Raw genomic sequence first — 13,577 nt, 5'->3', positions numbered from 1 at the left:
TTCCGCAGCAAGGATGTGGTGTTCGGGTGAGTTATCCACAAGCACCAGACGCCGCTACACCGCGGCGCTCCGACCCAGGAATCCCGACACGACGCGCCGGGATATTCAGCGCCGGGGTGCAGCCGCGGCGGATGCCTCGGCGGCCGGAGCCGGATGGCCCTCGGCGGCGAGCCCGTGAAGCCCGCCCTCCACCAGGGCGTTCGAGGCCGCCTCGATTCGCTCTTGCGCGAGGGCCTGGAAATCCTGGCGCGGCAGTCCGGGCGGGATCGGCTCCAGAAAGTGAATCACGGCCGTTCCGGGCCGGCGGAGGAGGCTGTTGCGTGACCAGAACAGGCCGGTGTTCAGCGCCACCGGCAGGCAGGGCACCTTCAACGCCACGTAGAGGTGCGATAGACCCTGTTTGTAGGACGGCGGAGCTCCGACCGCGCGGCGCGTCCCCTCGGGGAAGATGATGAGTTGGCGGCCTTGGCCGATCGCACTCGCAGCGGCGGCGTTCATCAAGCTCATTGCCCGGGCGCCCCTGGAGCGGTCGATCGCCACCATGCCGCTGCGGGACAGGTACCAGCCGATCAGCGGGATGAACAGCAGCTCGCGCTTGAGGATATAGGCGAAGTCCGGGAACAGGGTGCAGAGCGCCAGCGTCTCCAGGGCCGACTGGTGCTTGGCCGCGATCAGCAGCGGCCCCTCCGGGATGTTCTCGAGGCCGCGAAACTCGACCCGCGTGCCGGCAACCACGCGCAGCAGCCACAGGGTGATCCGTCCCCAGATTTGGGCCAGCCGCAGCACTGCGCGGTGGGAGACCACCGCGGGCAAGCCACCGATCGCGAGCAGCGTCGTGACGGCGTAGAAGCAGACGTTGAAGGTGAGAGAGCGCAGGGCGAGCATCGGGATCCGCTTCGTGGCGGTTCCCTCTAGCGCGGGCAGACGTCCGCGGCCAAGCGCGGCCGGTTCGACGGATGCCTTGGATCAGGCGCTTCCGTCATCACGATCGCCCCGGGACGGCCCGGCGCTGCGCCCCGCCACCAGCCAGTAGACGAGGCCGGCGCTCGCGCCGACGAGGAAGAGAATCAGCGTCAGGCGCGCCTCCGCGAGCAGGAGGCTCGGGTCCCGTCCGGTCGCCTCAGGCCGTGGCACGCCGCGGGTGAGCCAGGGTAGGGCGGCTGTCAGCAGACCGGATCCGGCGCCGTACCAGAGGAGGCCGCGCCGACCGAGGATCTCGCCGCCGAGACCGACCAGGGCCGGCGGAACGAACAGCAGGACGAACAGCGCCTTGGCGAGGCCGGCCACCAGCAGGGCGAGCCCTTCCGGCGGGAGGCCCGCGGAGAGGTCGGACAGGGCCATGTCGACGGTGGCGAGCGCCCCGCCGGTCAGCCACGCATTCGCCGCGGGATCGACGAGGAGCGCCAGCACGAGGATTGCGGCGCCCGCGGGCACCGCGAGCAGGAGCGCGAAGGCTGCGAGGAGGAGGCGGCCGAGGAGGTGCATGGCGCAAGCCTCTACACCGGCGGATGGCCCCCGTCGCGCAGGAGCCGCCCCCGACCGGTCAGGATCGGGCGCGGCTCCCGGCTGCGCAGCCTTGTGATCCGCCGGCAGCTTCCGGCAGCTCTCTTCAGCCGTGGGCGGGTGCTGCCCCGCCGTGGTCGTCGTGCGACGGCTTGCGCCGCAGGCGGCCGAGCCAGAGCGAGAAGTGCCGGATCACCACGTAGAATACCGGCGTCAGGAACAGGCCGAAGAAGGTCGCGCCGATCATCCCGAAGAACACCGCCGTACCCAGAGCCTGGCGCATCTCCGCGCCGGGGCCGGTGGCGATCACCAGCGGCAGGGTGCCGAGGATGAACGCGAAGGCAGTCATCAGGATCGGGCGCAGGCGGAGCCGACAGGCTTCCACCGCCGCCTCGACCGGACCCCGGTGCTCGCGCTGCTCGATGTCGTGCGCGAACTCGACGATCAGGATCGCGTTCTTGGCCGCGAGGCCGATCAGCACGATCAGGCCGATCTGGGTCAGGATGTTGTTGTCCTGGCCGCGGAGTTGCACTCCGGCCAGGGCCGCGAGCACGCCCGTGGGCACGACCAGCAGGATCGCCAGGGGCAGCGCCCAGGATTCGTATTGCGCGGCGAGCACCAGGAAGACCAGCAGTACGCCGAGAGCGAAGACGGCTCCGGCCGTCCCGCTCGCGGCCTTCTGCTGGTAGGCGATCTCGGTCCAGTCGTAGGCGTAGCCCTCGGGGAGCGCCTTCTTGGCGATCTCCTCCATGGCGGTCAAAGCCTGTCCGGTGGAGACCCCCGGTTTTGCCACGCCCTGCACCGGGACCGAGTAGTACAGGTTGAACCGCTGCACGATCTGGGGCCCGGTCACGTCGCGCACGGAGGCGAGCGTGCCCATCGGCACCAGTGCGCCTGTGGAGGAGCGTACTTTGATCTGCGAGATGTCCTGGATCGAGCTGCGGAAGGCCGCATCGCCCTGTAGGCGCACCTGGTAGATGCGGCCCAGGGTGTTGAAGTCGTTGACGTAGGTGCCGCCGAGATCCGCCTGGACCGAGGAGAACACGTTGGCCAGCGGCACGTCGAGCATGCGGGCGACGGTGCGGTCGATGTCGAGGAAGAGTTGCGGCGTCGAGTTGTCGAAGGTCGTGAACACGCGCTGCACGTCCGCGCTCTGGTTCGCCTGACCGATCACCTCGCCGGCCGCGGCCATCAGCGGGCCGATCTCGGAGGATTGGCGGCTCTCGATCTGCATCTTGAAGCCGCCGCCGCTGCCGAGACCGCGGACGGGCGGAGGCGGAATCACGATCACCCGGGCTTCCTGGATGTCGGAGGTCGCCTTGAGCACATCGCCGGTGATCACCGCGGCTGTACGTCCCTCCGCGGCGCGCTCCTTGGCCCCTTTGAGGGTCAGGAACATCACGCCGGCGTTGGTGGTGTTGGTGAAGGTCGCACCATCGAAGCCGGCAATGATCACCGCGTTGGCCACGCCGTCGACGGTCCGGGCCTGCTTGGCCGCGCGCAGGATCACGTCCGTGGTGCGGTCGAGGGACGCGCCGGAGGGAAGCTGGACGACTCCGATCAGGTAGCCCTGGTCCTGGTCCGGGATGAAGCCCGTGGGTGTCGTCTGCGCGAGGTGCAGCGTGCCGGCGATCACAGCTGCGTAGACCAGCAGCATCGCCACGAGCCCAACAAACCCGCCCGTCAGCACGCGGATCGTCCGGCCGTAGAAGTTGGAGGTAGCGTCGAAGGCCCGGTTGAACCCATTGGCGAGCCAGTTCACGAACCGGGTCAGGAAGAATTTCGGCTCCTTGCGCGCGTGATGCGGCACGAGCAACAGCTTGCAGAGCGCGGGGGACAGGGTGAGCGAATTGAATGCGGAGATGAGGGTCGAGGCCGCGATGGTGAGCGCGAACTGCTTGTAGAACTGGCCGGAGATGCCCGGGATGAACGCCGTCGGCACGAACACCGCGGCAAGCACCAGCGCGATGGCGATGACCGCGCCCCCGACCTCGTCCATGGTCTTGTGGGCGGCGTCGCCCGGCGACAGGCCCTCGGCCATGTTGCGCTCGACGTTTTCCACCACGACGATGGCGTCGTCGACAACGATGCCGATGGCGAGCACGAGCCCGAACAGGGTCAGGTTGTTGAGCGAGAACCCGAAGGCCGCCATCGCCGCGAAGGTGCCGATCAGCGAGACCGGAATCGCGATGACCGGGATCAGGGCAGTCCGCCAGCTCTGAAGGAACACCAGCACCACGATCACGACGAGGCCGACCGCCTCGAACAGGGTCTTGTAGACCTCCTGGATCGATTCCTCGATGAACTCGGTCGGATTGTAGGCGATCCGGTACTCGACATCCGGCGGGAAGTTCTTCTTGACAACCTCCATCACCTTCTTGACCGAGGCGGCCGCATCGAGGGCGTTGGTGCCGGGCCGCTGGAACGCGCCGATGCCCACCGCGGGCGTGTCGTTGAGGTAGGAGTTGGTCGTGTAATCCTTCTGGCCCATCTCGACGCGGGCGATGTCCTTGACCCGGACGAGGCGCCCGTCCTGGGCCTTGATGATGACCTCGGCGAATTGTTCTGGGGTCTTGAAGCGCGCCTGCGACTGAACGACGAGCTGGAACGCCTCGCCCCTGGCCGCCGGCGGCCCGTTGAGCTGGCCGGCCGCCACCTGAACGTTCTGCTCCTGCAGCGCCGTGGTGACGTCGGTCACCGAGAGGCCGTAGGCGGCGAGCTTGTTCGGATCGACCCAGATGCGCTCGGCGTATTCGTTACCGCCGAAGATCGTGATGTCGCCGACGCCGTCGAGGCGCAGCAGCTCGTCACGGATGTTCAGATAGATGTAGTTGGCGAGGTAGTTCTGGTCGTAGGTCTTGTTGGGCGAGAGCAGGTGCACGACCAGCATCAGGTCGGGCGAGGCCTTGCGCACTGTCACGCCGAGGTTGCGCACGTCCGGCGGCAGCCGCGGCTGCGCCACCGAGAGCCGGTTCTGCACCAGCACGTTGGCGATATCGAGGTTAGTGCCGACCTTGAAGGTCACGGTCAGCAGCATGTTGCCGTCGTTGGTCGACAACGACGTCATGTACAGCATGTTGTCGACGCCGTTGACCTCCTGCTCGATCGGCGTCGCGATGGTGGCGGCCACGGTCTCGGCGTTGGCGCCGGGGTAGGAGGCGCGCACGGTCACGGTCGGCGGCACGATCTCGGGATATTGCGAGACCGGCAGGCTCTCGTAGGCCACGAAGCCGAGGATCAGGAAAACGATCGACGTGACGGACGCGAAGATCGGCCTGTCGACGAAGAAATGGGCGAAACGCATCGGTCAAACCTCTGAGGCCCGCCGGTCACCCGGCCGGGGCCCTGCGTCGTCGGTGCGGCACGCGCGGCGCGGCGCGCTCGAAGGCAGTCGTGTCGAGCCTTGCAGGCTCACGTCTTGCTCGGTGGCAGCTCGATGGTATCCGGGCTCACCTTGGCCCCGGGACGGACGCGGGCGATCCCGTTGACCACCACGGTCTCGTCGCCCTTCAGGCCGTCGCGGATCACCCGGTAGCCGTCGACCTTCGGCCCAAGCACCACGTCCTTCTGCTGGATCACGTTGTCCGGCCCGACCAGGTAGACGATGCGCTTGTCCTGGTTGGCGGCCACCGCCTCGTCGGGGATCATCACACCCTGGAACGGCTTGGTGGCGGGCATCGACACGATGCCGAACAGGCCGGGCTTGATGAACAGGTCCGCATTCGGGACCGTGGCACGCAGCAGGATCGTGCCGGTGGCATTGTCGACGCGGTTGTCGACGAAGTCGAGGGTACCCTTCCGGGTCGGCTTGGCCTCGCCGGAGAGCGCGATCATGATCGGCACGCCCTTGCCCTGCTGGGTCTGCCCCATGCCGATACCGAGGCTGCTCTGGTACTTCAGGAACGACTTCTCATCGACCGTGAAGCTGAAATAGATCGGGTCGAGAGACACGATCGTGGTCAACAGAGTCTGGTCGGCGATGACGATGTTGCCCTCGGTTACCAGCCGCCGGCTGATGCGGCCGTTGATCGGGGCCTTGACCTCGCTGAAGTCGTAGTTGAGCTGCGCGTTGTTCAGGGCCGCCTGAGCGCTGTCGACGTCGGCCTGCGCGGTCTGCGAAGCCTGCCGGCGCTGGTCGGTGACCTGCTCGGAGATGTTGCCGCTCTTCGAGAGGGTCTGCGCGCGCTCGAGGTCGGTCTGCGAGAAGGACTGGCGGGCCTTGGCGGAGGCCAGGGCGGCCTGGGCCTGCTCCAGCGCCGCCTTGTAGGGGCGCCGGTCGATGACGAAGAGCACGTCGCCCTTCTTCACGGTCTGGCCGTCCGTGAAGTTGATCTTCTCCAAATAGCCGGTGACCCGCGCGCGGACCTCGACATACTCGATCGGGTCGAAACGGCCGGTATACTGGTCTTGCTCGACGATCTGGCGCACCACCGGCTTGGCCACGGTGACCTTGGGCGGAGGCCCGCCGGGCGCCTGCGCATGAGCGGACGGGGCGAGAGGCCCCGAGACGGCGAGGCCGGCGACGAGACCGGAGAGCACGGTGAGGAGGCTGGGAAGCCGGCTGCGCATCGGGTCCTGCTGTCCGTTGGCCGACCCGTCGGTCGAACCGAGCTTGACGATTAATCCACGGCAGACGCGCCGTAACCCGTGCGCCCCGTTATTCTTTGTGCGAGAGCGCACATCGCGGCCCATGGGGCCTGATGATCCGGGTGAGCTACTCGATTGCTTCGCCGGACCCGTACCAATCCTTGAAGCCGCCCTGGTAGTGTTCGGCGATATCGAGACCCGCGTTCTGGGCAGCCATCAGCGCGTGCCTCGATCGCACGCCCGCCGCGCAGGCTAGAACGGGTCGGCGCCCATCCTCGGCGATGAGCGCGGCGAGGGCCTGCGGGTCGAACGCGGAGAGCGGATGCGAGACGGCACCCGGGATGTGTCCGCCCTCGTATTCGTGTTCCTCGCGCACGTCTATCAACAGCATCGTGCCGTCGCTCAGCCCGCGCTTGACCGCGTCGCGATCGAGGTCGATCACCCGCATCGGCAGGATCTCCGTTCCGCCCAAGTCTCGGCCAGCCTTGCGGACTGACGCTTTTCCTTATTCGTCAGGTCGAACCGGCGCAACTCGCGCACCGCGGACAGTTCCGGTCAGATCGCCGCGAGTGTCGGTCCCACGGCCGCGAAATGGGCGTCCCAGCCGGGCGGCACGTAGCCGTTGAGGCGTCCCGCGAGTTCGGCCCGGAGCGAGGCGTTCGGCTGTGCGAGCGCCTCGATCGCCTCGGCCCAGCCCGGGCCGTCCAGGGGATCACGGAACAGGGCGAAGCCGCCGGCGATCTCCCGATGAACCGGTATGTCCGAAGCCACCACAGGGAGGCCCGAGGCCGCGGCCTCGACGATCGGGATGCCGTAACCTTCCGTGAACGAGGGCATCAGCAGCGCGGTGCAGCTGCGCGTCAAGGCGGCGAGACCGTGTGTCGAGAGCCCGGTGACCTCAATCACGTGAGCGCGCACGCCGGGGCAGCGCTCCAGCATGTCGATGGCGCTCTCGGCCTCCCACCCACGGCGTCCCACCACGACCAGGCGGGGTGTATCGGCGCCGTGCCGCTCGGCCAGAAGCCGCCAGAGCTGGAGCAACAGCAGGTGGTTCTTGCGGGACTCGATCGTGCCGCAGACCAGAAAGGTCGGCCGGTCCGGCCGGAACCGAGGCCCCGCACGCCCGAAAGCCGGCTCGACACCGAGATGTCCCACCGCCACCGGCGGCCGGGCGAATCCCTCCGCGGTCAGGTGGGCGAGGGTGCGCGCGCCGGTATCCTCCGAATTCACCAGGATCGCAGCGGCGTGTCGGCCGATCGTGCGCATCCGGACCCGGTGGCGGTCGGCCTCGCCGGGGCGACCGTATTCTGGATGCGTGATCGGGATGAGATCATGGACGAAGAACGCCGCGCGCACGTCCCGCCGCTCGTAGAGCCAGTCGAACCGGCGCGGGTTGTCGAGGCGCAGATGCGAGGTGTGCAGGTAGAGCGCATCCCGGGGCAGCGCCGCGATCGGGCGAGCACGCAGGGCGATGTCGGCCGCGCGCCGCGCCTGGATCCGGCGCCGCTCGGCGGCCCCGGTCCCGGGTCGCGGTGGCTGCCCGGTGGCGGTAGACGCCAGCGGGTCGCCGAGGCGCTTCGCCAGCCCGCGATAGACCGGATCGGAGGCCGCGTCTCGGTCCTCGACCCAGCCGGCCGACACCGCCTCCACGATGTCGACCGCGCGCGCGCGGTCGATGACGCGGGGCCCGAACGCCGTGGAGACCACGCCGACGCTCGGTCCCGGCCGCCCGAGATAGGCGCGCGCATAGGCGAGGTCGACGCGGTCGATCCCGGATGGGCTCGCGTGGCGCAGGCGCGTGACCAGGCGCGTGAGATCGAAGGCGATCGGTCGGTCCGTCATGATCCTCGATGGCATAGGCGACAGCCGCTCCCCGTAGCGGGACAGGCCGGCGAGGGCCAGGGCCGCCCTTAGCCGCAACCGCCGAAGGGGTTGCGCGGGCGGGGCACGAAGGCTATGAGCCCCGAGCCCTTGTGGCGTCGGAGTGTAGCGCAGCCCGGTAGCGCACCTGTCTGGGGGACAGGGGGTCGTCGGTTCAAGTCCGGCCACTCCGACCAAAATACCCCATTGTTTACAGCGAGTTATGCAAGGTGGCCGACGGGTCGCCATTCTCATTTCTGCGTTCTGGGGTTCACCTGGGGTGCCGATTTTCGGTGGAGATTGCCGGGGTTCGGAACCCCGGCGGCACCCCGGAACCTGCGGATCGGCTCACCGCCATCCAAGCATCACGACGAAGCCGGAAAATGTGAGGGCGGAGGCCGTGAGGGCGAACGCTATCGTGTCTATCGGTTCCGGGTGGCCGGCGGCCTGCATGCCGGCCCTCAGGCGTTCAGCCACTGCAGCATGGTGGCGGCGCCGCTACAAATAGTATCGGCGCTGCTTCACCGGATAGGTGGCCTATCCCGGGAGAAAGACGCACGCCCGACCTCACCCGGAGGTAACCGCGGTCGCCAATCATGCGGTCGGGCCGCGTTGCGTATCGGCGAACGCTTGTGAGATCGGACGCTTCCCCGCCCCGTGAGCGGATCCCGGCGGGTCCGAGCGGCCGATACTTTCGGGGGTCACGCCCATGACGGACGAGCCAGGCCAGAATCTGTCGGACGAGGAACTCGACCGGCTGGCGCGCAAACTGTTCGCTGAGGTTCGGGCTGAGAGCCCAGAGGCGATGGCGGGAAGGGCCCTCGAGACCGCCGGTGACGTGGCTGGGGACGTGATCCCCGGTCTGCCCGACTGGCTGCTGGATGCCGGCGATGACGCTGGTGATGGCGACAGCACCGACTGAGCCGGCCGCGTAGACCTGCGGTTGCCGGATCTTGCCCGGGTGGCGAGATCCCCTCAGGCAGCCCGGGAGAGCCTCATGTTGAACATCGATCCGCTGATCGCGGTGGGCGTAGTCGCCGCCACTGCCGTCACCGACGGGGCCTACGTCTTCTTCAATGCCGCCGTGGCCGCCCGCCGGCGCATTCCGGCCGCGAACTGGAGCGCCTGTTGGTACCTCCTCTCCGCGTTTGCCGTGATCAACTATACGGAGAACGCGGTTTACGTAGCCTTTGCCGCCCTCGGCTCCTGGCTGGGGGCTTTCGCGTCCGTCACATGGCTCGTGCGGCCTGCGCCTCCGCGATAGTGTGCTCGCTGGCGGTGGCGAGCCGGTTGGCGTGTGGTAGTGGCGCGGCCGCAACTGCGCGCGGCTGACCCCATCTTGTAAGCACGGCCGCCCGGCATCCCAAGATCCCACATTCTCCTGCTTACATCCGTCGTGGTGGACACTTCCGCGCTCGCCGGATCCTTCTCGCTTATCGCCGTGCTGGCCGATTAAGGCGGGCAACCTTCACCGACACCACGTTGCCCAGCCTCTGCTTCGCTACCGGTGCGGCAGGCCTACTTGACGCCCGCAACAGGCTTGTGCGGATTATCTTGGTCGGAAAGGCTGCCCAGGAACGCGCCCAGCTGATCCGCCCAAAGATCGGCGTGGAAAATGCCGGCATGCCCCCAGCCGCCCGGCAGCAGTACGAACTTGCCTGAGGCGAGGTGCTCAACGGTCTCGCGCGCAACAGGCAACGGGGCTGGGTTCACCTGGTCGTCAGCAAAGTTGAGGGCGAGCATCGGTGCCTTGATGCGGGCTACCTCAGGGGCGGGGTTGTAGTCGGCCGAACTCTCGTAGTCGTAGAGCGCGTCACCGGCATCGCGTCCCCGGTACTGCGCCGTCAGTTCGTCCTCGTAGGCCAGCGTTTTGGCCCGGTCCGGCCCGGCGGCCTGCAGGCGCTCGGGTGTGCTGACCATGAGTGCGAACATCAGCGCAGCGCTGCGCGTCCAAGCTGTCGGGGGATCCGCGCGATCATAGTCGCCGCCGTTCCACTTCGGGTCGCTGCGCACGGCGTCGGAGACGATCTGGCGCCACATCAAGTTCCGGCCGCTGATCTGAATCGGCATGCAGGCAATCGGCATCACCCCGTCCATGGCGTCCGGGTACTGCTCGGCCCAGAGCCACGTCTGCATGCCACCCTGCGAGATGCCGGCGACCAGCCGCAGATGGTCGATGCTCATGGCCTGGAGCATGGCATGCTGCGCCTCGACCTGATCGCGGTAGCCGTAATGCGGGAAGCGCCCGTGCAGGCCGTCAGATGGCTTGGTGGAGCCGCCGAAGCCGATGCCATCCGGCAGCACGATGTAGTAGCGCTGGGTGTCCAGCGGCTGACCCGGCCCGAACAGGTGATTGGCGAGTGTCGGCACGAGGAAGGTCTTGCCGGTGCCGGTCGTGGCGTGGAGCAGCAGGACCGCGTTGGTGATCTTGCCGGCCGCATCGCGCTGCGGTGTGCCGAGCGCGGTGTAATGCAGACGCAGCGGGGAAAGGCGCTCGCCATTGCGGAACGTGAACTCGGGTAGATCTACGTCTCCCTCATGCTGAACGGCCTGAAGGTTGGGCCCAGCAGGTGCTGTTGGCGCGGCTGCTGGCGGATCCGCGCGGGCAGGCAGGACCGGCACCGAGAGCAGGAGAGAGGCTGCAAGGAGAGCACAGCGGTGCCTATTCCGATCGACCATGCAGCGTCCCCATCCCAGGTTTTGTTGACCGACCCTCCTTCAGCGGAGGGCCAACCACAAGCCGTGGGTGAGCTGGGATAGTGACAGGGCGGGCACCTGCTCAACGCGGGCCTTGTGGGCTGCTGCCCCTGTGCCAACCGCGCATCGAGCGTGCGCCGGATCACGCCCGGGGCGGCTGCCTCCGCATCGCGCAGCTGCCGGGCTTCATGCACCTGCTTCCGGGACAGGGGGTCGTCGGTTCAAGTCCGGCCACTCCGACCATATCTTGTCCGCACACTTTGCGCCTTTGGCGCGTGCGGACCGGAAGGCGCACGCGGCCGACTTACCGAAGCCCTTATCGTCGACACAGCGTCGCTCATAGGTTGCGCGCCGCTCAGTTCCGTGAACCGGCGGCTTCCGATTCACCCCCCTTTAGGTCTTGATGCGGCAAACCTCCTTTCGGCACGGGGGAGACGGATAAAGACATGCCGGGTGAGACCTCGACCGCCTGGGGCCGCGGCGAACTGTACGAGACGCTGTGCCTGCTCACGATCGGCGCCGGGATCTGGTTCGTCGGCGCCAGCCTCGGGACGTTCGATCTGCTGAACGGCTTCATCAACGCGTACCACCTCAACGATCTGCTGATCCTGGCCGCCTGCATGGGTCTGGCCCTGTTCGGCGCCAGCGTCCGGAAATCGATCCTGTTGCGCCGGCTCATGCTGGAGCGGGACGCGGCGGCTGCGCAGGCGGAAGCCATCGCCCGGCACGACGGCCTCACCGGTCTGGCCAACCGCCGCCGGTTCCTGGAGGCGGTGGAGCGGGCGCACACGGCGGATCCCGAGCCGACATCGGCCGTGCTGCTGATCGACCTCGACCGATTCAAGCCGGTCAACGACCTCTACAGCCATGCCGCCGGCAACGCCGTGCTCTGCGCGGTCTCCGAGCGCCTCCAGAACCTCCTGCCGCCCGGTGGTGTGGCGGCGCGCCTCGGCGGCGACGAATTCGCCATGCTGGTCCCTCTGGACCAGGGCAGCGAGGGGCTGACGCGCTTGGCGCAGGCGGTGATCGCCAGCATCTCCGAGCCCGTCACCTGGAACCAGAATGACCTGAAGGTCGGCGCGACGGTCGGCGTCGCCATCGTCGCCGGCGATCATGCGGATGCCGACGCGATCCTGCACGCGGCCGACCTCGCGATGTACCAGGGCAAGAAGGACGGCCGCGGCAGCTACCGGTTCTTCCGGAGCACCATGGACGAGGAACTGCGCGCCCGGGCCCGGCTGGAGACGGAGCTGCGCACGGCGATCGAGACCGGCGCGATCGAGCCGTACTATCAGCCCGTGGTCTCGCTGCCCGGCAAGGAGATCGTCGGTGTCGAGGTGCTCGCCCGGTGGCAGCACCCGGAGCGCGGCCTCGTCGGACCCGCAGAATTCATCCCGGTGGCCGAAGAGACCGGGATGATCGGCGACCTCAGCTACAGCCTGATCCGGCGTGCCTGCCTGGATGCGCAGAGCTGGCCGGCCCACCTGATTCTCGCTGTGAACATCGCCCCGCACCAGTTCCAGGATGCGTGGCTGGCCGAGCGCATCCTGGCCATCCTGACCGAGACCGGGTTTCCGCCGGGGCGCTTCGAGGTCGAGATCACCGAGAGCGCCCTGATTCAGGATCTGGAGGCGACGCGCGCGACCCTGCTGTCGCTGCAGCACCTTGGCGTGCGCATCGCGCTCGACGATTTCGGCACCGGCTATTCGAGCCTTTATCATCTGCGCGAGCTGAAGTTCGACAAGCTGAAGATCGACCGGAGCTACGTCGACGCGATCACGATGAGCGACGAGCGCGCCAAGCTGGTCGATGCGATCATCAAGCTCGGCACGAGCCTGGGCCTCTCGACCACTGCCGAGGGCATCGAGACGGATGCCAGCGTCGACTGGCTGTCGGACCAGGGCTGCGATTTCGGGCAGGGCTACCTTTTCGGCAAAGCCGTGCCGAAGGCCGAGATGGATGGCATGCTGGGCCTCGACAGCCTTCCGCGAGACCGGTCGGCCCCGATCCGCGACCTGGCGGTCGCCTCGTAGCCGCCGGGCGGACGTTCACCGGACGGCGGCCCCGCGCACGGCACGGATGGACGTTTTCGGCGATCGACGCCCGGGTTAAATCGCCTTGCAGCGTGCCTCGGATCGCCGGGGCGGGCCCCGGCGACGGGCCAGTCCGTGCATCGCGTCAGGCGACGTGCACCCCATATTGCGAGCCTCGACGTTTTTCACCCGTTGCAGGTCACAGCATGGCACCGAGCCCGCTCGCCCTCATTGCGTCCACCGCCCTCGTGGCGCTGGTCGCCACCGGCACGGGCGCGATCGTCCTGCAGCAGGGTTCGCGGTTCAGCCATCCGCGCCGGGTCGGGGGCGCCTTCGCCATGACGGATCTCGACGGGCACCCGGTGAGCCAGGCCGACCTTCTCGGCAAGCCGACCGCCCTGTTCTTCGGCTTCACGCATTGCCCCGACGTCTGCCCGACCACGCTCGCCACCCTCGCGGGCGCCCTCGGCCGGATGGGCCGCGACGCCGACCGCCTCAACGTCGTCTTCGTCACGCTGGACCCGGAGCGCGACACACCCGCCACCCTTAGGGAATACCTGGCCTCGTTCGATCCCCGCATCCGCGGCTTCGTCGGCACGCTCGCGCAGGTCGCCCGCATGGCGGACGCCTACCACGTCGCCTACCGGCGCGTGCCGACGAAGGACGGCGACTACACGATGGAGCACTCCGCCACGGTCGCCCTGTTCGACAAGAGCGGCCGCATGGTCGGGGAGATCGGCTACGGCGAGGATGAGGATCGCGCGCTGTCCAAGCTGATCACGCTGGCGCTGCCGGGCCAGTGCGCCCCCGGGGGCGGTGCCGACCTCTGGGCCACCAACGGCACCACCAACGCCTGCGGCCCGAGGAGCTGAGTCACGCGCCCGCGCCCGGACGCGA

At 68.2% G+C, this 13,577-nt stretch carries 11 protein-coding genes and 1 tRNA gene; 5 read left to right on the top strand and 7 right to left on the bottom strand.

The genetic code is table 11. The features are described 5' to 3' along the window. Positions 1-105: 105 nt before the first annotated feature. The 6 genes from Q8W67_RS08825 to Q8W67_RS08800 all read right to left on the bottom strand — a co-directional run bounded on the left by Q8W67_RS08825 (position 106) and on the right by Q8W67_RS08800 (position 7,932). The gene (locus Q8W67_RS08825) at positions 106-885 is read right to left on the bottom strand and encodes a 1-acyl-sn-glycerol-3-phosphate acyltransferase (protein WP_305543855.1); all 780 of its coding nucleotides are present in this window, start codon (positions 883-885) and stop codon (positions 106-108) included. Positions 886-966: 81 nt separating this feature from the next. Beyond that, positions 967-1,485, bottom strand: a complete 519-nt coding sequence (locus tag Q8W67_RS08820) for a hypothetical protein (protein ID WP_305543851.1) — start codon at positions 1,483-1,485, stop codon at positions 967-969. Between the two features lie 124 nt (positions 1,486-1,609). Beyond that, positions 1,610-4,807 (bottom strand): efflux RND transporter permease subunit, encoded by a 3,198-nt coding sequence (locus Q8W67_RS08815; protein WP_305543848.1) that lies wholly within the window; start codon positions 4,805-4,807, stop codon positions 1,610-1,612. Between the two features lie 107 nt (positions 4,808-4,914). Further along, entirely contained in the window at positions 4,915-6,072 is a 1,158-nt protein-coding gene (locus tag Q8W67_RS08810; RefSeq protein WP_305543845.1) for an efflux RND transporter periplasmic adaptor subunit, read from the bottom strand. A gap of 145 nt (positions 6,073-6,217) precedes the next feature. Continuing rightward, complete coding sequence (locus Q8W67_RS08805) at positions 6,218-6,538, bottom strand: rhodanese-like domain-containing protein (RefSeq protein WP_305543842.1); 321 nt, start codon at positions 6,536-6,538, stop codon at positions 6,218-6,220. A gap of 107 nt (positions 6,539-6,645) precedes the next feature. Then, entirely contained in the window at positions 6,646-7,932 is a 1,287-nt protein-coding gene (locus Q8W67_RS08800) for a glycosyltransferase family 1 protein (protein ID WP_305543840.1), read from the bottom strand. Positions 7,933-8,070: 138 nt separating this feature from the next. Here Q8W67_RS08800 and Q8W67_RS08795 point away from each other — a divergent pair. From Q8W67_RS08795 to Q8W67_RS08785, 3 genes are all read left to right on the top strand, one after another. Beyond that, positions 8,071-8,147: transfer RNA gene (locus Q8W67_RS08795), tRNA-Pro, on the top strand. A gap of 512 nt (positions 8,148-8,659) precedes the next feature. Continuing rightward, the gene (locus Q8W67_RS08790; RefSeq protein ID WP_305543837.1) at positions 8,660-8,872 is read left to right on the top strand and encodes a hypothetical protein; all 213 of its coding nucleotides are present in this window, start codon (positions 8,660-8,662) and stop codon (positions 8,870-8,872) included. Positions 8,873-8,947: 75 nt separating this feature from the next. Next, positions 8,948-9,214 carry a hypothetical protein gene (locus tag Q8W67_RS08785; protein WP_305543835.1) on the top strand — a complete coding sequence of 89 codons (267 nt, stop codon included), beginning with the start codon at positions 8,948-8,950 and terminating at the stop codon, positions 9,212-9,214. Positions 9,215-9,468: 254 nt separating this feature from the next. On the opposite strand, the gene Q8W67_RS08780 is transcribed toward Q8W67_RS08785, so the two are convergent. Next, positions 9,469-10,629: an alpha/beta fold hydrolase gene (locus Q8W67_RS08780; protein ID WP_305543832.1), complete on the bottom strand. Its 1,161-nt coding sequence runs from the start codon at positions 10,627-10,629 to the stop codon at positions 9,469-9,471. A 464-nt stretch (positions 10,630-11,093) separates the two neighbouring features. Between Q8W67_RS08780 and Q8W67_RS08775 the strand changes: the two genes are divergently transcribed. Both Q8W67_RS08775 and Q8W67_RS08770 read left to right on the top strand, forming a co-directional pair. Further along, positions 11,094-12,680, top strand: coding sequence for a bifunctional diguanylate cyclase/phosphodiesterase (locus tag Q8W67_RS08775; protein WP_305543830.1), 1,587 nt, complete (start codon positions 11,094-11,096; stop codon positions 12,678-12,680). Between the two features lie 206 nt (positions 12,681-12,886). After that, on the top strand, positions 12,887-13,552 hold the full coding sequence (locus Q8W67_RS08770) for an SCO family protein (protein ID WP_305543827.1): 666 nt from the start codon (positions 12,887-12,889) through the stop codon (positions 13,550-13,552). The last annotated feature ends 25 nt before the right edge of the window (positions 13,553-13,577 follow it).

The organism is Methylobacterium sp. NEAU K, from assembly GCF_030700285.1.
Lineage (GTDB): Bacteria > Pseudomonadota > Alphaproteobacteria > Rhizobiales > Beijerinckiaceae > Methylobacterium.
The sequence above is the reverse complement of the archived record's forward strand: the minus strand, read 5'-3'. Positions and strand labels throughout refer to the sequence as shown.